22 protein-coding genes are annotated in these 21,118 nt (G+C 63.2%); 11 read left to right on the top strand and 11 right to left on the bottom strand.

Annotated elements, in window-relative coordinates; genetic code table 11:
- Positions 1 to 73: 73 nt before the first annotated feature.
- Positions 74 to 241 (bottom strand): hypothetical protein, encoded by a 168-nt coding sequence (locus tag ASD12_RS34945; RefSeq protein ID WP_164482266.1) that lies wholly within the window; start codon positions 239 to 241, stop codon positions 74 to 76.
- A 30-nt stretch (positions 242 to 271) separates the two neighbouring features.
- Between ASD12_RS34945 and ASD12_RS25260 the strand changes: the two genes are divergently transcribed.
- On the top strand, positions 272 to 607 hold the full coding sequence (locus ASD12_RS25260) for a MarR family transcriptional regulator (RefSeq protein WP_082525673.1): 336 nt from the start codon (positions 272 to 274) through the stop codon (positions 605 to 607).
- A 58-nt stretch (positions 608 to 665) separates the two neighbouring features.
- On the opposite strand, the gene phhA is transcribed toward ASD12_RS25260, so the two are convergent.
- Positions 666 to 1,502: a phenylalanine 4-monooxygenase gene (gene phhA, locus ASD12_RS25255; protein ID WP_056592825.1), complete on the bottom strand. Its 837-nt coding sequence runs from the start codon at positions 1,500 to 1,502 to the stop codon at positions 666 to 668.
- 140 nt (positions 1,503 to 1,642) lie between these two features.
- On the opposite strand from phhA, the gene ASD12_RS25250 reads away from it, so the two are divergent.
- Entirely contained in the window at positions 1,643 to 2,119 is a 477-nt protein-coding gene (locus ASD12_RS25250; RefSeq protein ID WP_056592822.1) for an Lrp/AsnC family transcriptional regulator, read from the top strand.
- A 115-nt stretch (positions 2,120 to 2,234) separates the two neighbouring features.
- Positions 2,235 to 3,803, top strand: coding sequence for a magnesium-protoporphyrin IX monomethyl ester anaerobic oxidative cyclase (bchE, locus tag ASD12_RS25245; RefSeq protein ID WP_056592819.1), 1,569 nt, complete (start codon positions 2,235 to 2,237; stop codon positions 3,801 to 3,803).
- Positions 3,804 to 3,811: 8 nt separating this feature from the next.
- Here the strand turns inward: bchE and argB are convergent, their stop codons facing one another.
- Both argB and ASD12_RS25235 read right to left on the bottom strand, forming a co-directional pair.
- Entirely contained in the window at positions 3,812 to 4,705 is an 894-nt protein-coding gene (gene argB, locus ASD12_RS25240; protein WP_013528489.1) for an acetylglutamate kinase, read from the bottom strand.
- A 106-nt stretch (positions 4,706 to 4,811) separates the two neighbouring features.
- Positions 4,812 to 6,308: an amidase gene (locus tag ASD12_RS25235; RefSeq protein WP_056592815.1), complete on the bottom strand. Its 1,497-nt coding sequence runs from the start codon at positions 6,306 to 6,308 to the stop codon at positions 4,812 to 4,814.
- A 154-nt stretch (positions 6,309 to 6,462) separates the two neighbouring features.
- Between ASD12_RS25235 and ASD12_RS25230 the strand changes: the two genes are divergently transcribed.
- The 4 genes from ASD12_RS25230 (at position 6,463) to msrB (ending at position 9,241) form a co-directional block, all read left to right on the top strand.
- A complete protein-coding gene (locus ASD12_RS25230; RefSeq protein ID WP_056592812.1) occupies positions 6,463 to 7,002 on the top strand; it encodes a sigma-70 family RNA polymerase sigma factor in 540 nt (179 codons plus the stop codon).
- Positions 6,999 to 7,724, top strand: coding sequence for an anti-sigma factor (locus tag ASD12_RS25225; protein WP_082525672.1), 726 nt, complete (start codon positions 6,999 to 7,001; stop codon positions 7,722 to 7,724). The genes ASD12_RS25230 and ASD12_RS25225 overlap by 4 nt, the downstream gene beginning before the upstream one ends.
- 224 nt (positions 7,725 to 7,948) lie before the next feature.
- The gene (locus ASD12_RS25220) at positions 7,949 to 8,506 is read left to right on the top strand and encodes a fasciclin domain-containing protein (RefSeq protein ID WP_056592803.1); all 558 of its coding nucleotides are present in this window, start codon (positions 7,949 to 7,951) and stop codon (positions 8,504 to 8,506) included.
- A 231-nt stretch (positions 8,507 to 8,737) separates the two neighbouring features.
- Positions 8,738 to 9,241: a peptide-methionine (R)-S-oxide reductase MsrB gene (gene msrB, locus ASD12_RS25215; protein ID WP_056592801.1), complete on the top strand. Its 504-nt coding sequence runs from the start codon at positions 8,738 to 8,740 to the stop codon at positions 9,239 to 9,241.
- Between the two features lie 176 nt (positions 9,242 to 9,417).
- On the opposite strand, the gene ASD12_RS25210 is transcribed toward msrB, so the two are convergent.
- Positions 9,418 to 11,010 carry a DHA2 family efflux MFS transporter permease subunit gene (locus ASD12_RS25210; protein ID WP_056592797.1) on the bottom strand — a complete coding sequence of 531 codons (1,593 nt, stop codon included), beginning with the start codon at positions 11,008 to 11,010 and terminating at the stop codon, positions 9,418 to 9,420.
- 22 nt (positions 11,011 to 11,032) lie between these two features.
- The gene (locus ASD12_RS25205; protein WP_056592794.1) at positions 11,033 to 12,235 is read right to left on the bottom strand and encodes an HlyD family secretion protein; all 1,203 of its coding nucleotides are present in this window, start codon (positions 12,233 to 12,235) and stop codon (positions 11,033 to 11,035) included.
- 132 nt (positions 12,236 to 12,367) lie between these two features.
- Here ASD12_RS25205 and ASD12_RS25200 point away from each other — a divergent pair, with 132 nt between their 5' ends.
- Positions 12,368 to 13,102, top strand: coding sequence for a TetR/AcrR family transcriptional regulator (locus ASD12_RS25200; protein WP_056592791.1), 735 nt, complete (start codon positions 12,368 to 12,370; stop codon positions 13,100 to 13,102).
- Positions 13,103 to 13,125: 23 nt separating this feature from the next.
- Here ASD12_RS25200 and yihA read toward each other — a convergent pair whose 3' ends face one another.
- The 3 genes from yihA to ASD12_RS25185 form a co-directional block, all read right to left on the bottom strand.
- A complete protein-coding gene (gene yihA, locus ASD12_RS25195) occupies positions 13,126 to 13,785 on the bottom strand; it encodes a ribosome biogenesis GTP-binding protein YihA/YsxC (RefSeq protein ID WP_056592788.1) in 660 nt (219 codons plus the stop codon).
- Positions 13,782 to 14,420 carry a CatB-related O-acetyltransferase gene (locus ASD12_RS25190; RefSeq protein ID WP_056593411.1) on the bottom strand — a complete coding sequence of 213 codons (639 nt, stop codon included), beginning with the start codon at positions 14,418 to 14,420 and terminating at the stop codon, positions 13,782 to 13,784. Before ASD12_RS25190 ends, yihA begins: the two co-directional genes overlap by 4 nt.
- 141 nt (positions 14,421 to 14,561) lie before the next feature.
- On the bottom strand, positions 14,562 to 14,876 hold the full coding sequence (locus tag ASD12_RS25185; RefSeq protein ID WP_056593408.1) for a hypothetical protein: 315 nt from the start codon (positions 14,874 to 14,876) through the stop codon (positions 14,562 to 14,564).
- A gap of 179 nt (positions 14,877 to 15,055) precedes the next feature.
- On the opposite strand from ASD12_RS25185, the gene ASD12_RS25180 reads away from it, so the two are divergent.
- From ASD12_RS25180 to ASD12_RS25170, 3 genes are read left to right on the top strand one after another with little or no spacing between them, the layout of a single operon-like run.
- Positions 15,056 to 15,520, top strand: coding sequence for a MarR family transcriptional regulator (locus ASD12_RS25180; protein ID WP_056592785.1), 465 nt, complete (start codon positions 15,056 to 15,058; stop codon positions 15,518 to 15,520).
- Positions 15,513 to 16,805: an HlyD family secretion protein gene (locus ASD12_RS25175; protein WP_082525671.1), complete on the top strand. Its 1,293-nt coding sequence runs from the start codon at positions 15,513 to 15,515 to the stop codon at positions 16,803 to 16,805. The genes ASD12_RS25180 and ASD12_RS25175 overlap by 8 nt, the downstream gene beginning before the upstream one ends.
- Positions 16,802 to 18,343 (top strand): DHA2 family efflux MFS transporter permease subunit, encoded by a 1,542-nt coding sequence (locus tag ASD12_RS25170; RefSeq protein WP_056592783.1) that lies wholly within the window; start codon positions 16,802 to 16,804, stop codon positions 18,341 to 18,343. Before ASD12_RS25175 ends, ASD12_RS25170 begins: the two co-directional genes overlap by 4 nt.
- 207 nt (positions 18,344 to 18,550) lie before the next feature.
- On the opposite strand, the gene ASD12_RS25165 is transcribed toward ASD12_RS25170, so the two are convergent.
- Both ASD12_RS25165 and yidC read right to left on the bottom strand, forming a co-directional pair.
- The gene (locus tag ASD12_RS25165) at positions 18,551 to 19,111 is read right to left on the bottom strand and encodes a fasciclin domain-containing protein (protein ID WP_056592780.1); all 561 of its coding nucleotides are present in this window, start codon (positions 19,109 to 19,111) and stop codon (positions 18,551 to 18,553) included.
- Positions 19,112 to 19,291: 180 nt separating this feature from the next.
- Positions 19,292 to 21,106, bottom strand: coding sequence for a membrane protein insertase YidC (gene yidC / locus ASD12_RS25160; RefSeq protein WP_056592777.1), 1,815 nt, complete (start codon positions 21,104 to 21,106; stop codon positions 19,292 to 19,294).
- Positions 21,107 to 21,118: the final 12 nt, after the last annotated feature.

Genomic DNA, 21,118 nt, shown 5'->3' with positions numbered 1-21,118 from the left:
CAACGTCCTGAATTTCGAGGGCATGCCGACAATGCCGGCGCCTGTGACGGCGCCGGCAGATACGCGGCATGGCCTAAAAGCCGTAGACCGCGATGCGTACGAAGACGGCGGCTGCGGCCAGCCACACGAGTTGAATGCCGAGGCCGATGGGGGAGCCCCAGCCATACCATTCCATTGCCAGCTTGGCGTATTTGAACTCCTCTTCGTGCGAGAGGGGCGCGCGCTGTTGAATCAAACTCATTTTTCACTTCTTGTCGGCGGCCGGCTCTCCATGGCGGCCCGCAATCGGCCGGTCGCCGCCGCGACCGGGCTGACAACGGCCGCGGTGACCGCGCTGATCGACCGGCTGGAGGCGCGCGGCCTGCTGACGCGCACGCGCAGTCTCGAGGACAGGCGCAAGGTGGTCATAGAGGCGACCGAGGCCACGCGGGAGCTGTCGGCGCGCTACTACGGCGCCATCGCGCGAGAAGGTGAAACAGTGATCGCCAGCTTCGGCGATGCGGAGCTCGCCACCATATCGCGCTTCGTCAACGCCGCACTCGGCCTGCAGCGCGACCAGCTGGCGCGGCTGAAGGCCGAGGGGTCCGACACTCCAAACGGGCGATAGGAGTGCCGATGGCTCCCGCCCCATCGAGGCGGGAGTTCGCGACACGCTTTGCGGAAGGCTAGACCGTCGCCGGGTCGAGCGCCGGCTGGCCCTTGCGGCGGGCGACGATCGCTTCGAAGTCGGCGGTCTGGAAGGCATCGCGCAAGACCTCGAACGACGGCAGCACGAAATAGGCGCGCTGGAACTTGTCGATCTCGTAGCCGGTCCGCATCACCGTTTCCAGGTCGAAAGGCACGTGGTGGGCGTCCTTGCTGTCGATCGCGAACTGCAGTTCGGTAAACGACGACATCAGGCCGGCGCCAAAGGCCTTCAGCGGCTGGCCGGCCTCCTGCATCAGGCCATATTCGGCCGTGTACCAGTAGAGCCGGGTGATCATCTCGTCGCCGCCCAGCGCAATGATGTCGCCGGCTTTGCGGCCATACATCTGCATGAAATCGGCGAACACCGGCTGCGACAGCACCGGCACATGACCAAAGAAATCGTGGAACATGTCGGGCTCGACGATGTAGTCGAGCTCCTGCCGGGTCCGCAGCCAGTTGGTGACCGGGAAGCGGCGGTTGGCGAGATGGTCGAAGAACGGGGCAGCGGGAATGAGACCCGGCACGGCGACGATCTCCCAGCCGGTCAGTTTGCGCAGCTTGGCGCTGACCTCCTCGAAATCGGGGATGCGGTCGAGCAGGCCAAGTTTTTCGACACCGTCGAGATAGGAGTGGTGGGCGAGCTTGCGCGTCAGCTTGGTCTGGCGGTCGCACAGCGTGCGCCACACTGCCTGCTCCTCGGCGCTGTAATCGTCACCCTGCGCCACGGTGAAATCGGAACGGCAGACCGAGTAGTCGCCGCGGAACCCTTGCGCCGCGCAGTCGCGGGCATATTCGGCAACGCTCATCGTCGTCATGGTTTTTCTCCTCGCAAATCATGAATGGCGAATGGTGCCGGAAGGCTAACCGGATTTGCCGAGGCAAATTGGCTTTGATGATGGCTCGGATGCAGGAATCGGGATAATATTCACTCAGAAAGTATCTCCAAGGAGTGAAAATGCCTCAATTCGATGATTTCGAGATCAAGATGCTCGATGTCCTGCAGCGCGACGGGCGCAAGCCGGTATCCGAACTGGCGCAAGAGATCGGCCTGTCGACGACGCCGTGCGCGCGGCGCTTCGAAGCGCTGCAGGAGGCCGGCATCATCAAGGGTTTTGCCGCTGTGATCAGCCGCCGCGCGGTCGGGCTGATGGTCGAGGTGTTCATCCAGGTCCGCCTTGTCAGCCACAGCGACGGTTCGCCCGAAAGCTTCATCGCCGCAGTGCAGCGCATGGACGAGGTGTCCTCGTGCTGGACGATGACCGGCGACCATGATTTCCTGCTGCATGTCATGGTGCCGTCGGTCGACGAACTCAACAACTTCGTCATGCACCGGCTGATGCGGCTCGACGGCGTGCGCGACGTCCACACCCAGCTCGTGCTGCAGAACATCAAGGGACCGGGCCACGTGCCGCTCGCTCACCTCAGGCGGTGACGATGCCTGCCTTCGCACTCCTTGGCGAAAAGCTGCACGCAAACTGCTGAAACGGGCCAAGCGCGTGTCCACATCGCCGGCCAGCTTGCGCGGACCAACTGCCCAGAGGTCCGCCATGAAAATCGTCCTGATCAATCCGCCGCATACGGCCATCGGTAGCCGCGTGCCCGACGATCACCTGCCGCCGCTTGGCCTGCTGGCGCTGGGCGGCCCGCTGATCGATGCCGGCCATGAGGTGCGGCTTGTCGACGCCGAATTCGGGCCGATGTCACTCGACAAGGTGGTGTGCAACGCGCTCGCCGATCGCCCCGACTTCATCCTGATCGGCCATTCCGGCTCGACCTCGGCGCATCCGACCGCCTTGCTGATCGCCAAGATGATCAAGGAGCGCGAGCCGGCAACCATCATCATCTATGGCGGCGTCTTTCCGACCTATCACTGGCGCGACATCCTGGCCGCTACCGATGCCTTCGACTTCATCGTGCGTGGCGAGGGCGAAGCGACCGTCGTGGCGCTGGTAGAGGCGCTGGAGATGCACCAGCCGCCGACGAGCGTGGCCGGCATTGCCTATCGCGACGATCTGCGCCGGCCCTTCGCCACGCAGCCGGCGATGACCATAGCCGATCTCGACGTCTACCGCGTCGGCTGGGAGCTGATCGACCATGATAGGTACAGCTACTGGGGCGGCAAGCGGGCCGTGGTCATGCAGTTTTCGCGCGGCTGCCCGCATCTGTGCAACTATTGCGGCCAGCGCGGCTTCTGGACCCGCTGGCGGCATCGCGATCCCGTGAAATTCGCGCAAGAAATCGCCTGGCTGTACCGCGAACACGGCGTCGAGCTGATCAATCTAGCCGACGAGAATCCGACGGTTTCGAAGAAAGCCTGGCGCGCCTTTCTCGACACCCTGATCGCCGAGAATGTGGCGGTGCTGATCGTCGGCTCGACCCGCGCCGACGACATCGTGCGCGATGCCGACATCCTGCATCTCTACCGCAAGGCCGGTGTCATCCGCTGGCTGCTCGGCATGGAAAACACCGACGAGCAGACGCTTCATTTGATCCGCAAGGGCGGCAGCACCTCATCCGACCGCGAGGCGATAAGGCTGCTGCGCCTGCACGGCATCCTATCGATGGCGACCTGGGTGGCCGGCTTCGAGGACGAAGGCTTTCGCGACCTCTGGCGCGGCTTTCGACAGCTGATCGCTTACGATCCGGACCAGATCCAGGCGCTCTACGTGACACCGCATCGCTGGACGCCGTTCTTCCGCATCGCGCGGGATCGCAAGGTGATCCAGCGGGATGCCCGCCTTTGGGACTACAAGCACCAGGTGCTGCAGATGACGCGGCTGAAGCCGTGGATGCTGTTCTCCGGCGTCAAGCTGATCGAACTGGCGGTGCAATCGCGGCCGAAGGCGCTGGCCCGTATCCTGTTCCACAAGGATCCCGAGCAACGCCATTCGATGCGCTGGTACACGCAGATGGGCCGCCGCGTCTGGTTCCGCGAGGTATGGGGATTTCTGGCCCGCGACATCAGGGTGAAAGACGGCCCGACGCTTGCCGAATTCTGGGGGACGCCGCAGGACGCCGAGGAGGAATCGATGACGGTTTCACGCCCGGCCAGAAAGCCGGCCATCCCCACCATCGGCAATCCTGCAGATCCCGGAGCGAAAAAGTTAGCCGGCTGACAAGCCGCTCAGGGCACGATCAGCGTGCCGGCGCCGTGTTCGGTGAACAGTTCCAGCAGCACCGCATGCGGCGTCTTGCCGTTGAGGATGACGACGCCTTCGACGCCGCGCTCGATCGCTTCGATGCAGGTCTCGACCTTGGGGATCATGCCGCCCGAGACTGTCCCGTCCTTGATCAGCGCCTTGGCCTCGGCCACCGTCAGTTCGTCGATCAGCTTCTTGTTCTTGTCAAGGACGCCCGGCACATCGGTGAGGAACAGCAGGCGTGTCGCCTGGCAAGCGCCGGCAATGGCGCCGGCGAAGGTGTCGGCGTTGATGTTGTAGGTGTGGCCGTCGCGGCCGGGCGCCACCGGCGCCAGCACCGGGATCATTTCGGAGCGTGCCAGAAGGTCGAGCAAGGTGCGGTCGACCTCGACCGGCTCGCCGACGAAGCCGAGATCGAGCACGCGTTCGATGTTGGAGTCCGGATCGATCATGGTCTTGCGGGCCTTTTCGGCGAACACCATGTTGCCGTCCTTGCCGCACAGGCCGATCGCCCATTCGCCCTCGGCGTTGATCAGCGCCACGATCTCCTTGTTGATCGAACCGGCCAGCACCATTTCGACGATCTCGACCGTTTTCTGGTCGGTGACGCGCAGGCCGCCCTCGAACTTGGATTCGATGCCCATCTTGGCCAGCATGGCGCCGATCTGCGGACCGCCGCCATGGACGACGATCGGGTTGACGCCGGATTGCTTCAGGAGCGCGATATCGCGCGCGAACGCCTTGCCGAGCTCGATATCGCCCATGGCGTGGCCGCCATATTTCACCACGACCGTCTTGTGTTCGTAGCGCTGCATGTAGGGCAGCGCCCGCGACAGCAGGGCGGCCTGCATTTCGGCGGTGGCGGTTATTTCCGTCATCGGCTTGTTTCCCTGAAGATCGGTAAGGACGGCGGCGTCTTAGCGGGAATTGGCGCCGCCCGCAAATGGCTTTGCTGTCATATTCGAGCGCCACACGACCTCGTCATCATGACGGCACCATCAGTGGCGCCCTGCGGACCAGCCAACCCGAGATCTTCTCCAACTGCGCGGCAAGCGACAGCAGCGTCTCCTCGTCGCCCGGACGGCCCGCTGCCTGGATGCCGATCGGCAGGCCGGCGTCGGTGACATGAACCGGCAGCGCGATCGACGGCTGGCCGCTGACATTCTGGATCGCCGGCCAATGGGTAAACCAGAGGCTCTTGTCCATCAACTGGCCGAAGAATGGCTTCAGCTTCAGCAAGGGCGTCAGATGAAGCTTGTCGAGCAGGTTCTCGATGAGCTCGTCGGCGCCTTTCGGATCCATGCCGCCGCAGGCGAGCGGCGGGTGGGCAATGATTGGCATCAGCACGGCGTCATACTGCGCGGTCTCCGCGATCAGCTGCCGCGAGGCGGCATGCAGCCGCTGCAGGTCGGCATAGGTCTCGCCGGCCGACACAATTTCGCCGAAGCGGGCGAGCACGCGCGTCGCCCGCTCGATGTCGCCCGTAACGGAACGGCCGACACGCAGCGCTTCCGCACGCATCGTGCCGGCGACGGCAGAGGCGACCGTCCTGCAGAAGTCGGCGAAGAAATCGCGCCCGATAAAGGGCAGATCGATCTCCTCGACGGTATGACCGCCTTCGCGGGCAAGCGCCACCGCCGTGTCGAGCGCTTTGAGCGTCTCATCCGAGATCGGCAGGCCGAGCGGCGATTTGTGATACACGGCCAGCCTGAGCTTGCCGGGATCACGCGCGGCGGCAGCCGCGAACGTGCCTTTCGGCGGTGGCGCGCCATAGGGCGACAAAAGGTCGGGACCGTGGGTGAGGTCGAGCAGCAGCGCACAATCGCGCACCGAACGGGTGAGCGCATGGTCGACCACCATGCCGTACCAGCTTTCGCTCACCAGGGGCGTCAGCGGTGTGCGGCCGCGCGACGTCTTCAGGCCGACAAGGCCTGTGCAGGCGGCGGGCACGCGGATCGAGCCGCCGCCATCCGAGGCATGCGCCACCGGCACGACGCCGGCGGCGACCAGTGCCGCCGCACCACCCGACGAGCCGCCGCTGGTGTGGCCGGTGTTCCAGGGATTGCGGGTGATGCCGAAGGCCCTGGATTCGGTCATCAGCCGCAGCCCGTGTTCCGGCGACGTCGAGGTGACGATCGGAATGAGCCCGGCGGTGAGAAAGCGGTCGGTGAGTACAGAATTGACATCGGCCAGCCATGCCGGAATGCGGCTGCCGCCATGCGTCGGCACGCCCTTGATGGCGATGCCGAGATCCTTGATGGCGAAGGGAACGCCGGCCAGCGGCAGCGAGCGGTCGACGGTCTTCGCCCGAGCTCGGGCGGCATCATAGAGCGGCTCGGCCGTGGCGTTGATGTCGGGACGGGTGGCATCGGCACGCGCGATCGCGGCTTCGGTCAGTTCGACGGCTGAAATGTCGCCCTTGCGGAGCAGGTCGGCGAGGCCGGTTGCGTCTTCTTCCCAAAGGATCCGTTCAACCGACATGCGTTCCCCCGTCACTGTAGGTAAGCAAGCTAGCCAGTGGCGATTTCATTGGCAATCGACGGACCGATCCGGGGCTGGCGGCACGCAAAACCTGGGCGTGCACAAGACTATTTCCGTCGTTGCAAATACATTGCAATCGCCTAATTTGCCTGAGATGACGCCGCAGGACATCACCAAGCTGATCGTCCGGACTTCGATGAAGGATCGGGCTGCGTTCGATCTGCTCTACCGGCAGACCAGCGCGAAACTTTTTGGCGTCTGTCTTCGTGTATTGAACGACCGGGGAGATGCTGAAGAAGCGCTACAGGAAGTCTTCGTCAAGATATGGATGAAGGCGGATCGTTTTGCCGTCTCCGATCTGAGCCCGATCTCCTGGCTGGTGGCGATAGCGCGCAATCATGCGATCGATCGCATACGAGCGCGACGCAAGCCTGCCGCCGATATCGATGCCGCGCTCGACGTGGCCGATCCAGCGCCGGGACCTGAAGCGATGGTGGTGGCGGGCGACGAGTCCGAACGCATCCATCATTGTCTCGATGAGTTGGAAAAGGACCGGGCGGCGGCCGTTCGGGGCGCCTATCTCAAGGGTGAAAGCTATGCCGAACTGGCGGAGCGCCACGGCGTGCCGTTGAACACGATGCGTACCTGGCTGCGCCGCAGCCTGTTGAAACTCAGAGAATGTCTGGAAAGATGACGCTGGCAGAAGACACAGGCCCGGAACGTGGAGGCGACGACCTGCTCGCCGCCGAATACGTTCTCGGCGTGCTGGATGCCGACGAACGCCAGATCGCCTCCCGCCGCATCGACGGCGAGACGGATTTCGCCCGCTTGGTGGACGGCTGGGAGGTCAATTTTTCGGCGCTGGCCGCCGCCTATCCGGAAATCGAGCCGCCGGCTTCGGTCAAGCCTGCGATCGATCGCCGCCTGTTCGCGTCCGCCGCTTCCGTGGCGACTCCCGCTGAATCGCGCGGCCTATGGTCCAGCCTGGCCTTCTGGCGTGGCCTTGCCGCGGCGGCGGTTGCAGCACTGGCGATCTACATCGCCGTGCCCATTCTCAACCCACCGGTCGAGCAGCCGCAGCCGCGCCTCGTCGCTTCGCTGGCCGCCGAGGGCAGCGATGTCAAATATCTCGCCGTCTATGATGCCTCGCATCACGAGGTCGGCCTGTCGCATGTCTCCGGCGAGCGTGCCGCCGGCAAGGACTTCGAACTGTGGATGATCGAGGGCAAGAACCCGCCGGTCTCGATGGGCGTCATTCCGGCAGGTGCTACGGTGCATATCGTAGTCTCGCCCGCGGCCCAGCAGAAGCTTGCCCAAGGCGCGGTGCTTGCTGTCAGCCTCGAGCCCTCGGGCGGTTCGCCGACCGGCCAGCCGACCGGACCGGTGGTCGCAGCGGGCGATCTGAAAAGCATCTGAGCGGCTTCGCGCGCCTGCAACTTCAAAATAGCCTATCCCAAGTCTATCCTTCGCTGAGCATGCCAATAGACAGCATGTTAGCCGGCAAGCGGTTGCGCTGGAAAATCTCTGCGGCACGCCTGATAAAATAAAAAATCAAAATATTTCTGAAACTTCCGGATTTTTGTTCCGTATCTCCTCGCGTCCCCGAAGATGGGAAGAGAAAAACCCGAGGAGTTTGCATCATGCGTAGATATGTCACCCTTTTGCTCGCCGGCACGATCGCCGTTTCCGCCCTTACCACCGCCGCCTATGCCGAAAACCCGATGGTTGGCGGCGCCGCCATGTACGCCAACAAGAACATCGTCGAAAACGCCGTGAACTCGAAGGACCACACGACGCTGGTCGCCGCCGTGAAGGCTGCCGGCCTGGTCGAAACGCTGCAGGGCGCCGGCCCGTTCACCGTGTTCGCACCGACCAATGACGCCTTCGCGGCACTTCCGGCCGGCACGGTCGAGACGCTGCTCAAGCCCGAGAACAAGGACAAGCTCACCAAGATCCTGACCTGCCATGTCATCGGCGCCAAGGCGATGGGGGCGGACGTGGCCGCGATGGCCAAGGCTGATGGCGGCACCCACAAGGTCAAGACCGTTGGCGGCTGCGAGCTGTCGCTCAAGGCCGACGGCGGCAAGGTCACCGTCACCGACGAGAACGGCAATGTCGCCAATGTGACGATTGCCGATGTCGAGCAGTCCAACGGCGTCATCCACGTCATCGACAAGGTTCTTTTGCCCAAGATGTAACTTCTTTTGCCCAAGATGTAACAGGGGGCTTGCTGCCGGCGAACTTGCAGCAAGGACCCTCCGTCGATTGCATGGTCTCGCTCCCGTGATCCGCAATTGACCCGCGCACTCCGCGTCGTCCACGTTCAGATGTGGGACGGCGCGGAGTGTTCGTTCGAGGACCACCGTCACCGGCTTTTGATTTCCGTGCGGCGGTATAGTTGGGCTAAGAGACAACAGGAGGAATTGGTCATGAATCGTCGCGACTTTCTTTTGAGCGGCGTCGCCGCCATCGGCGTTGTCGGCGCCGCGGCAACAGTGCTGCGCATGAGCAACCCGCAGGCCGCGCAGGCCGCCGAGAAATTCGAGGTCACCAAGACCGACGCCGAGTGGAAAGCCATCCTGTCGCCGGCTGCCTTCGACGTGCTGCGCAAGGAAGGCACGGAGTATCCCGGCACCAGCCCGCTGCTCAACGAACACCGCAAGGGCATCTTTGCCTGTGCCGGCTGCGACCTGCCGGTCTACCCGTCGGAGACGAAGTTCGAGTCCGGCACCGGCTGGCCGAGCTTTTGGCAGGAGATCGCCAATGGCATCGGCAAGACCGTGGACCGGTCGCTCGGCATGACCCGCACCGAGGTGCATTGCCGCCGTTGCGGCGGCCATCTTGGCCATGTCTTCGACGACGGCCCGGCGCCGACCGGCCTGCGCCACTGCATCAACGGCGTCGCGCTGACCTTCAAGCCCGCCACGGCCTGACAAACTCCAAACCGGATACAAGAAACTCCGGGCTTGCGGCCCGGAGTTTTTTGCGCGGTCAGAGCTTTTCGGGCGTGGACTGGAGGAGCTTCCCGAAACCGCTGCCCACGTATCTTTGTTTTGTCGCAATTCCTGACGGAAAACCGCTTCACACTTTTCCTGGAATTGCTCTGGTGTCAGTGCCCGCCACCGCCACCACCGGCCGCGGCCGGCTTGCGGATCAGCATGGTGAACAGGCCAAGCGTCGCAAACAGTACCGTCAGCATGAAGAACACGTCCATGAAGGACAGCAACGCCGCCTGCTGCTGGACCATGCCCGACAGCTTGGAGATCGCCGCACTTGTCGCGTCCAGGCCGGGGGTCTGCTCGAAATTGAGCGTCATGTTCCGCAGCTTGGTCTGCGCGGCTTCACTGCCCCATTGCACATGCTCGGAGAGCCTTGCGTAGTGGAAGGCATTGCGGTCGATCAGCACCGTGTTGATCAGGGCAAGGCCGACGGCACCGCCAAGGTTGCGGGTGAGGTTGAACAGGCCCGACGCATTCTTGAGCCGCTCGGGTGGCAAGGTGCCGAGCGCGATGTTGTTGATCGGCACCATGCACAGCATCATCGAACAGCCACGCAGGATCTGCGGGATGAGCAGCTCATAAAAATCCCAGTCGGCGGTCAGATGCGTCATCCACCACGTTCCGGTGGCGAAGCCGAAGAAGCCGACCATCATCATCAGGCGCGGGTCCATCTTGTTCGACAGGACGCCCGAGATCGGAGCGGTGAAGAACATCGCCAGGCCGCTGACGAACAGCGCCTCGCCGATCATCATCGAATCGTAGCCGCGGATGCGCCCGAGGAACACCGGGTAGAGATAGGTCAGGCCGTAGAGGCCGATGCCTATGACGAAGGAAAACAGCGAACCGAAGGCGAAGTTGATGTTGGTGAACGCCTTCAGGTCGACGATCGGCTCCTCGGCGGTGAACACGCGCCAGAAGAACAGCACCCCGCCGATGGTCATGACAATGGCGCAGATGAACACGCCCTGGTCCTGCAGCCAGTCATTGTTGGGACCTTCCTCGAGCACATATTCCATGCAGCCAAGGAAGGCTGCCATGCCGGCGAGGCCCCACCAGTCGAACTTGCTGAACAGCTTGAGGTTGGGCTTGTCGAAGTCGATCAGCGTCCAGGCCGCCGTCGTCACCAGGATGCCGGGCACGACATTGACCAGGAACAGCCAATGCCAGGACATGGCATGGCTGATATAGCCGCCGACGGTCGGGCCGATGGTCGGCGCCAGAGTCGCCACCAGGCCGATCATCGGCGACACCACGGCGCGGCGCGACGGTGGGAAGATGGTGAAGGCGGCAGCAAAGACGCTCGGGATCATGCCGCCGCCGATGAAGCCCTGGACGGCGCGGTAGACGATCATCTGGTCGATGTTGGTGGCGGTCGCCGCCAACGCACTGGCCGCGGTGAAGCCTGCCGCCGAGATCGTGAACAGCACGCGTGTCGACAGCATCCGGCTGAGGAAACCCGACAGTGGGATCATCACCACCTCGGCGATCAGATAGGCGGTCTGCACCCACGGGATCTCGTCCGAGCTTGCGCTCAGGCCGGCTTGGATCTCGGCCAGCGAGGCGGAGACGATCTGGATGTCCAGGATGGCCATGAACATGCCGAACACCATCGCCAGGAAGGCGATGACGCGCCGCGTCGAAATGGTGTCAGGCACAGCCGGCCTGGCCGGCGGCGCTCCTGCTGTCAGGGTTGCGGTTGCCATAGCATTGCTCCCCGGCGGCCGCTCAGTTCGACGCGGCCGCTGATGCCGACCCGGATGGGGCGGTGCGGCTGTCGACGGCGACGACGACGCTCAGGCCGGCGCGCAGCTTGCCGCTCTTCAGCACATCGGCGGGAACGTCGATGCGGACCGGAACGCGCTGCACCACCTTGGTGAAGTTGCCGGTGGCGTTTTCGGGCGGCAGCAGCGAGAACACGGCACCGGAAGCCGGCGCCAGCGACGAGACGGTTCCCTCGAAGTCCCGGCCGTCGGTCGCATCGACCGAGATCTTGACCTTCTCGCCGGGAACCAGCCGGGCCAGCTGCGTCTCCTTGAAGTTGGCGACGATGTAGAGCTTGTCCATCGGCACGATGACGGCGAGCTTCTGGCCGGGGCTGACGAGATCGCCCTGCTCGACGGAACGGTTGCCGACGACGCCGTCATAAGGCGCCTTGAGCACGGTGAAGGAAAGATCCCGCAGGGCCTTGTCCCGGCTAAGCTGCAAGGACGCCAGCGTGCTTGCCGATTCGGCGCGCTGCGCCTGCAGCACGCCGATATTGGCCTGCGCCGCGGCGATCTGCGCATCGGCACCGACAAGCGCGGCGTTGGCCTGCTGCACCGCCGTCTGGGCGTCGTCCAGCTGGGCCTGCGTGCCAACATGCGTCTTGAGCAGCTGCGAGGCGCGCGCCGCGACCTTGCCCGCATTGTCGGCCGCGGCCTGGTCGGCGACCTTCTGCGCCTGTGCCTGCTGCAGCGCGGCGCGTGCCGCTTCGGTCTGGGCGTCGATACGGTCGAGCGTCTTGCTCAAGGTGGCGATCTGCGCCTCGGCCTGGGCGACGGCTATTCTGTAGTCGCCGTCATCGACGACGAGCAGCGGGTCACCAGCCTTGACCGACTGGTTCTCGCTCACCTTGACCTGATCGACATAGCCGGAAATCTTGGGCGAGATGAACGCCATGTCGGCCTGGACATAGGCGTCGTCCGTCGAGATCATGAAGCGGCCCGTGGTCCAGTAATCGTAACCGTACCAGGCGCCGGCACTCAGCAAGGCAACGCCGATGATCGGCAGCAGAAAGGAGCGCACCGAGCGCTTCTTCTTGACCGGAGCCTCTGTCGGCGGCGATGATACGGCGGGCTGGACAGGCACTCCCGGTGCTTCCGTCGCTGGCGCAACCTTGGCGTTGGGAAAAGGACGGACTTCGGCTGTGGTCGGCGCGTTCGAGGACATGACATCTCTCTAAAATTATAATATGATACTGAACCGTTCGGTTCGATCCGGGCGTTGACATAGCGCGTGAAGAGGACCATATCAAGGGCAATCGAACCGGTTGGTTCGAATTATTTTCGAGGTGTGACTTTCATGACCGAGACACCGCCCAGCGTCGAAACCGACCCGTGTGGCGACTTGCTGGACAGCTTGCGCCGTGGCCGCCCGGCGGCCGGGCAGGATCCGGTCAAGCGCAGCCAGATCATCGATGGCGCCCGTCGTGTCTTTATCGACAAGGGGTTCGAAGCCGCCTCGATGAATGACATCACCCGTGAGGCCGGTGTCTCCAAGGGCACGATCTATGTCTATTTCGCCAACAAGGAAGAGCTGTTCGAAGCGCTGATCGAGGAAGAGCGCGGCACGATCTTCAAGAACATGTATGACGTGCTGGACAACGCCGACGACCTGCGCGAGACGCTGGTGAAGTTCGGCAAGGTGCTGGCCCTCAAGATCACGTCGGCCAGGGTGATCCAGGCGCAGCGCACGGTGATCGGCGCGTCCGACCGGATACCCGACATGGGCGCAAGGTTTTACGAACGCGGTCCCAAGCGTGGTCACGACAAGGTCGCGGCGTTTCTCGATGCCGCCATCAAGCGCGACCTGCTGCGGATCGACGATGTCGATCTCGCCGCCTATCAGCTCACCGAGCTGTGCCTGGCAGGCCTGTTCCGCCAGTGCATCTTCGCCTACCGCACCAAAGCCCCGACCCAGGACGAGATCGACCACATCGTCAGGTCAGGCGTCTCGATGTTCATGAAAGCCTACGGCACCGAAAGGCTTGCGGAGGAAGAAGGCCATCAGACGATTGCTATCGAAGCCAAGCCCTAGGCCACGCCCTAAGGTGCAGATGCTTAGCCGCCATTGGCGGCGAGCACGATCGCAGCCTGCAATTCCTGGAGGCCCTCGGCCTTTTCCGAAGACGTCGCCAGAACGAATGGGAAAGCCGCCGGCCGCTTCTTGATCTTTGCCAGGGTCTCCTCGATCAGCCGCGGCACGCCGGCAGCCTTGATCTTGTCGGTCTTGGTCAGCACGATCTGGTAGGACACCGCCGCCTTGTCGAGCAGCGACAGCACTTCTTCGTCCTTGGCCTTGATGCCATGGCGGGCGTCAATCAGCACATAAACCCGCTTCAGTGTGACGCGGCCCTTGAGATAGTCGAAGACCAGCTTGGTCCACTCGTCGACCTTCTCCTTCGGCGCGGTGGCGTAGCCGTAGCCAGGCATGTCGACCAGCGCCAAGGGCGGCAGGTCGGCGCCCTCACCCGAAAATCCGTCCGGCACGAAATAGTTGAGCTCTTGCGTGCGCCCCGGCGTGTTGGAGGTGCGCGCCAGCCCCTTCTGGTTGACCAGCGCGTTGATCAGCGACGACTTGCCGACATTCGAGCGGCCGGCAAAGGCGATTTCCGGCGGTCCTTCCGGCGGCAGGAACTTCATGGCCGGCACGCCGCGGATGAAGATCCACCCGCGCGTAAACAGTTCGGTGCCGATTATGCTGCTGTTCAGAGCGTTCAAGCTGCTGCCTCCAGAAGAGAAATATTGGCACCCCGGATAGCATCGAGGTTGCGGCTGACCTTGTCCACGGGCCAGTTCCACCACGCCACCGCCAGCAGCCGCCTGACCGTCCGGTAGTCGAAACGCATCCTTACCACCTTGGCCGCGTTGCCGGCGACGATCGCATAGGGCGGCACGTCGTGCGTCACCAGTGATTTCGCACCGACGATGGCGCCATGGCCGATCGTCACGCCGGGCATGATCACCGCCTCCATGCCGATCCAGACGTCGTTGCCGACGATTGTGTCGCCTCGAACCTCCTTCGACCATGTCGCCGGGTCAAAACCCTTTTCCCAGCCATGACCGAAAATATTGAACGGATAGGTCGAAAAGCCGGACATTGCGTGGTTGGCACCGTTCATGATGAAGCGCGCGCCCTCGGCGATGGCGCAGAACCTGCCGATGATGAGCTTGTCGCCTATGAAGGGATAATGGTGCAGGACGCATTTTTCGGCGAATTTGTCCGGCCCGTCGGGATCGTCATAGTAGGTGAAGTCGCCGATCTCGATGTTCGGCGCGCTCACCAGTCCCTTGAGGAAGCCGACGCGGGTATGCATCGGGATCGGGTGCTTGATATTGGGGTTGGGGCCGTCCATGTCGATGTCCGTTAAGAATTGGGGTCCGTCAAGGAAATGGCCGCCAGGCGCATCCGGAACCCGCATGCGCCTGTTCAAAATAGCGTGATCCGCCCTATAGCACCAATCGGCAGACGAGCGAGCTTTCCTTGGCGGCTTTAATCATTTACCGCCGCGGCAGATCACGATCGGGTCTGACAGCGCACGGTCGAAACCGCTGCCCTGATAGACCGTGACATTCGAGGCGCCGGGCGGCAACATGAAGGTGCCTTCGACGATTTTCTGGTCGCCGGCGGGCGTGTGCAGAGCCCAGCTATAGGTGCAAAACTGAGGCGGCGCATGGGGTTCGACGTGGCTGCAGTTCAACTGCGCGCCACCCAGCATGGCGGCGCCGCCGCAGCTGACGGCCTCCTTTGCGAGCGCAATGCCAGGCCATCCCGCGAGGGCCGCCACGGTCGCGATCTTCAGCCAATTCATCGTCATATCCTCGCCCGGCAACGCCTGTCACAGGGCCTTTCTTTGTTGCGTCGCAGTCCATGCGGCATTTTTTCCAGGCGGGCTTAGTCCGTCTTGCGTACCGCGTCCAGCGGGATTATGTGCATGATGATAATAAGCATGCTCACTAAAAGTCGCGCCGAAAAACCCCAGTACCTCCCATGCCGTCGTCACCCAACATCAGCTTCGTGCTGCACGATGTCGCGCGCCTGCTTCGAAAGCGGTTCGAGCAGCGGTCGCGGGCGTCGGGGCTGACCCGCGCCCAGTGGCAGGTGCTGGCCTATCTGTCCCTGCATGAAGGCATCCACCAGAACAAGCTCGCCGATCTGATCGAGATCATGCCGATCACGCTCGCCCGGCTGCTCGACAAGATGGAAGCCCGCGGTTTCATCGAGCGCCGGCCCAATCCTGCCGATCGCAGAGCATGGCTGCTTTACCTGACGCCGGAAGCCCATCCGCTGCTCGAAATCATGCGCAGCAATGGCCAGAAGACGCGTGGCGAGGCCTTTACCGGACTTTCCGCGGATGCCCAACTGCATCTGCTGCAAACCCTGTCCCTCATCAAATCCAATCTGCTCGAGGCTTGCACCCAGCCTGCCGTCGACCGGGAGAGAATGCATGGCTGAATCAAACTCACCCAAGAAGCCTGTCGAAGAAGACGGGCCTTCCGCCAACCGGACGAGCGACCAGATCATCCGGCTGGACAGCGAACGCGAACAAAGGCGAGCCAACACCGTCATCGGCGATGACGAGCTGGATGCACTGGTCGCCCTGGAGCCGGCGGCACTCGAGGCTCCGTCCAAAGAGCCGCGGCAAGCCACGGTCGCTGTAGCGCCGCCGGCGCCGGCAAAGCCGAAGCGCAGCCTGACGCGGCCGATCCTGTTTGCCCTGCTTCCGGTCGCGCTGGTCGTCGGCGGCTATTACTACGTCATCGGCGGCCAGGTGATGACCACCGACAATGCCTACATCCAGGCGCAGTCGCTCGGCGTCTCCACCGATGTCTCCGGCACAGTGTCTGAGATCGACGTGCACGAGAACGAGGCGGTGAAGAAGGATCAGGTGCTTTTCCGGTTGCGGCCGGCCTCTTTCGAAACCGCTCTCGCCGCCGCCCAGGCCCAACTCGGGACGGTGCGCAACCAGGTGCTGACCTTGCTGGCGAGCTACCGGCAGTCGCAAGCGCTGATCGAGCAGGCGCAGGCCGATATTCCCTATTACGAGGCCGCTTTCCAGCGCCAGCAGGATCTGCTCAAGACCTCGACCTCCTCCAAGGCGACCTTCGACAGCGCCCAGCACGATCTCGTTGCCGCCCGCCAGAAAGTGTCCGTTGCCGAGGCGCAGGCGCAGGCGACGCTTGCCCAGCTTGGCGGCGACGCCAGCCAGCCCGTGGAGAAGAACCCGTTCTACCTTCAGGCCCAGTCGGCGGTCGACGACGCCCAGCGCAATCTTGCCGATTCCGTCGTCAAGGCGCCGTTCGACGGCATCGTCACCAATGTCGACGCGCTTCAGGTCGGCAGGTATCTGCCGGCTTCGCAGCCGGCGTTCAGCCTGGTCTCGGCGACCGACCTGTGGATCGCGGCGGAGCCGAAGGAAACCGAACTGACGTATGTGCGGCCGGGACAGACGGCGACGATCAGTGTCGACGCCTACCCGGGTGCCGTCTGGCACGGGACGGTCGCCTCGATCAGCCCGGCGTCGTCGTCGAGCTTCTCGCTGCTTCCCGCGCAGAACACCACCGGCAACTGGGTCAAGGTCGTCCAGCGCATTCCGCTGCGCGTGACGGTCGATGATCTCCAGGGCAAGCCGCCACTGCGCGGCGGAATGAGCGCCGTGGTCGGCATCGATACCGGCCATGCGCGCGGCCTGCCCGACTTCGTCACCGATCTCATCAACCGGTTCGGGCAAGAGTCATGACCGGCGCGTCCGCGACAGGTGGCGTGGTCGCCAATCGCGGCGCCATCACCGCCTGCGTGATCCTGGCGGTGATCATGCAGGCGCTGGACACGACCATCGCCAATGTGGCGCTTCCTTATATCCAGGGCAGCGTTTCGGCGAGCGCCGACCAGATCAACTGGGTGCTGACGTCCTATATCGTCGCGGCGGCCGTCATGACGCCGCCTTCGGGCTATCTTGCCAATCGTTTCGGCCGCAAGCGCATCCTGCTGATCTCCATCACCGGCTTCGTTGTCGCGTCGGTGCTGTGCGGCTTCGCTCAGTCGCTGCCGCAGATCGTCGGCTTCCGCCTGCTGCAAGGCCTGTTCGGCGCCGCCCTGGTGCCGCTGGCGCAGAGCATCCTGCTCGACATCTACAGCGTCGAAGAGCGCGGCTCGGCGATGGCGCTGTTCGGCGTTTCGGTGATGGTCGGGCCGGTGCTCGGGCCGGTCATCGGCGGCTGGCTGACCGAGAATGTCAGCTGGCGCTGGGTGTTCTACATCAACGTCCCGATCGGCGCGCTGGCTTTCGCCGGCGTGTCGATGTTCGTCCAGGAAACCAGGACGGACCTCAAGGCGAGGCTGGACTGGCTGGGCTTTGGCATGCTCAGCGTCACCATCGCATCGCTGCAGATGTTCCTCGATCGTGGCGAGCAGCTCAACTGGTTCTCGTCGTCCGAGATCATCGTCGAGGCGCTGATCTGCGCGTCGGCCTTCTACATCTTCCTCGTCCACACCTTCACCGCCCGCAACACGTTCGTGAATCCGAGGCTCTTCCTCGACCGGAACTTCGCCGTCGGGATGATCTTCATCTTCATCATCGGCATCACCTATCTGGCTTCGCTGGCCCTGATGACGCCCTATCTGCAAACGCTGATGGGCTATCCGGTGGTGACGGCCGGCATCGTCATGGGGCCGCGCGGTCTCGGCACCATGGCGTGCATGTTCCTGGTCGGCAGGCTGATCGGCAAGGTGGACACGCGTTGGCTGCTGTTGACCGGCCTGCTGGTCACGGCCTGGGCGATGTACGACATGACCGGCTGGACCCCTGATGTCTCGCAATGGACGATCATCAGCACCGGCTTCATCCAGGGCGCGGGGCTCGGTTTCCTGTTCGTTCCGCTGACCACCATCACCTTCGCCACGCTGGCGCCGGAGCGGCGCGCGGAAGGCACTGGCCTGTACAACCTGTCGCGAAATATCGGCTCAAGCGTCGGCATCTCGGTGGTCACCGCGCTGCTGACGCAGAACGTGCAGATCAACCACGCCAACATCGCCACCTATGTGACGCCCTACAACCAGGCATTCGGCAATCCGGCGATCTTCCAGGCGATGAACCCCTACAGCGCCGCCGGCCGCGCCGCGCTCGACGGCGTGGTGACGCTGCAGGCCACGATCATCAGCTATATGAACGACTTCAAGCTGATGATGATCCTGTCGCTTGCCGCCATTCCGCTGGTCCTCTTGCTGCGCAAGCCGGCGACACCGGCCAAGATCGACCACAGCGCCGTCATGGAATGACGCGGCGCAAACCGGCCGGCCGATACGCCAGGGTAAGACACAGCCTGCCTGGTCAAGCGTAAATCAAAAAGAACCGGGGTCCTGTGAGGGACTACAGGACCCCGGCCGGTACGGCTTCCCCAGAAACATGGCACCTCGTCATGGGGCGGGGAGGCAGGTCCGAGAAAGCCCCAACGGACCTGCCTTGATCCCCTTCGCCGGAAGCCGTTACTTCGGCAACAGCACCTTGTTGACGACATGGATGACGCCGTTCGACTGGTTGACGTCGGCGATCGTCACTTTGGCTTCGCCGCCTGACTCGTCCATGATGTAGAGCTTGCCGTTCTTGACTTCGGCGGTCAGCGTGTCGCCGGAAACGGTCTTCATCTCATATTTGCCGCCCATCGCCTTGGCCTTTTTCATCATATCGGCGCCGGAGATCTTGCCGGCCACGACATGCGCGGTCAGCACCTTGGTGAGCTGGCCCTTGTTCTCCGGCTTCAGCAGCGTGTCGACAGTGCCCTTGGGCAGGGCCGCAAACGCCTTGTTCGTCGGCGCAAAGACCGTAAATGGGCCGGCGCCCTGCAGCGTATCGACCAGGCCGGCGGCCTTGACCGCGGCGACCAGCGTGGTGTGGTCCTTCGAGTTGACGGCGTTCTCGACGATGTTCTTGGTGGTGTACATCGGCGCGCCGCCGACATTCGGGTTCTTGGCATAGGCGGGAGCGGCAATCGCCACGCTGGCGACAAGAGCGGAAATGGCGATGGTCCTGAATGACGGCAAGCGCATGTGTTCGTCCTCCGGGTGAGGGCTGATCGGAATTGATAGCCTTTGGAAACGCACACGCAGTCACGCCGCTCGCGGGGCGTTAGTTTCGCTGGTCACGGGAACGTGATGTCGGCTCCATTCAAGAAAAAAGCCCCGCGCGAAGCGGGGCTCTTTTGAATGCTGGAGAAAGCTCGGCGCCTTCTATTCCGCCGGTGACGGTTTCTTTCGGAACAGTGCGACCAGATTGTCCCACAGCTCGATCTTGGCGCCCTGGCGCTTCATGATCACGCCTTGCTGGAGGATCGACAGCGTGTTGTTCCAGGCCCAGTAGATAACCAAGCCGGCCGGGAAACCGGCCATCATGAAGGTGAAGATGACAGGCATCCAGGTGAAGATCGCGGCCTGCGTCGGATCCGGCGGCGTCGGGTTCATGCGCATCTGCAGGAACATGGTGACGCCCATGATCAGCGGCCAGACACCGATCATCAGCATGTGCGGCAAGGTGACCGGAACGAGGCCGAACAGATTGAAGATCGACGTCGGATCGGGTGCCGCCAGATCCTGGATCCAGCCGAAGAACGGCGCATGCCGCATCTCGATGGTGATGTAGAGCACCTTGTAGAGCGAGAAGAAGACCGGGATCTGCAGCGCCACCGGCCAGCAGCCGGCAAGCGGATTGATCTTCTCGGTCTTGTACAGCTCCATCATCGCCTGCTGCTGCTTCATCTTGTCGTCCGCGTATTTCTCGCGAATCTCGAGCATTTTCGGCTGCACCTTCTTCATGTTCGCCATCGACGCGTAGGACTTGTTGGCGAGCGGGAAGAAGATGGCCTTGACGATGACGGTGGTGGCGAGGATCGCCAGGCCGAAATTGCCGAAGAATTTGTAGAGCGTGTCGATCAGCCAGAACATCGGCTTGGTGATGAAGTGGAACCAGCCCCAGTCGATCAACAGGTCGAAGCGCTTGATGTGGCGGTCTTCCGCATAGGCGTTGATCTTGCCGACCTCCTTGGCGCCGGCGAAGATTTCGCTCTCCACCGTCGCCGACTGACCGGCAGCGACGGTGATCGGGTCGGTCAGGAAGTCGGACTGGTAGCGAGGGCGGCCGTCCTCGAAATAAGCGTAGCGCGGCTGGAACGGCTGCTTCTCGGTCGGCACCAGCGTCACCGCCCAGTATTTGTCGGTGATGCCAAGCCAGCCGTCGGTCGACTTGCCCGGCGTGAACTGCTTGTCCTTCTCGATGGACGCGTATTTGTGTTCCTGCAGGCCTTCGGTGCCGGTGAAGCCGATCAGGCCCTCATGCAGCACATAGGTGCTGGCAACGGCCGGCTTGTCGAAACGGGTGACGCGGCCGTAATTGGACAGCGAGACGGCAGTGGTGCCCGAATTCTGGACCGTGTCGGAGACCGTGAACATGTAGTTGGTGTCGACGGAAAAGGTGCGCTTGAAGGTCAGGCCCTTGTCGTTCGAATAGGTCAGCGTGACCGGGGTTGTCGGCGTCAGCGTCGCATTGCCGTCGACGGCCCACACGGTCTCCGGACCGGGCACCGCGCCGGTCTTGTCGTTGCCGACGAAGCCGATCTCGGCATAGTAGCCATTGGGCAGTGCCGCCGGGTTGAGCAGGCTGATCTCGGGCGAATTCTTGTCGACCGTCTCGGTGTAGTGCTTGAGCTTGAGGTCGTCGAGACGGGCGCCGGTCAGGTTGATCGAACCCTCGAGGCTTGGTGTATCGATCTTGACGCGCTTCGTCGCCGCCAGCGCCTGGTTGCGGTCGACCGCCGCAATCGCGTTGCTGCCGGGTGCATTCGGAATCGCGCCAGGTGCGGCGGGCGTTGCGGTATCGGCGCCGGGATTGGCGGCGTCGGCGGCCTTCTTCTGCTCCTCGACGCGCTGCTGTTCGACGCGGGCCGCCTCGCGCTGCTGCTCACTGCGCGGCAACACATAAAAATATTGCCATACCGCCAGGATCAGCACCGACAGCGCGATGGTGATGAAGAAGTTCCGGTTGTTTTCCATCGAAAGCCCTTG

It is taken from the genome of Mesorhizobium sp. Root102 (assembly GCF_001425625.1).
GTDB lineage: Bacteria > Pseudomonadota > Alphaproteobacteria > Rhizobiales > Rhizobiaceae > Mesorhizobium.
The sequence above is the reverse complement of the archived record's forward strand: the minus strand, read 5'-3'. Positions and strand labels throughout refer to the sequence as shown.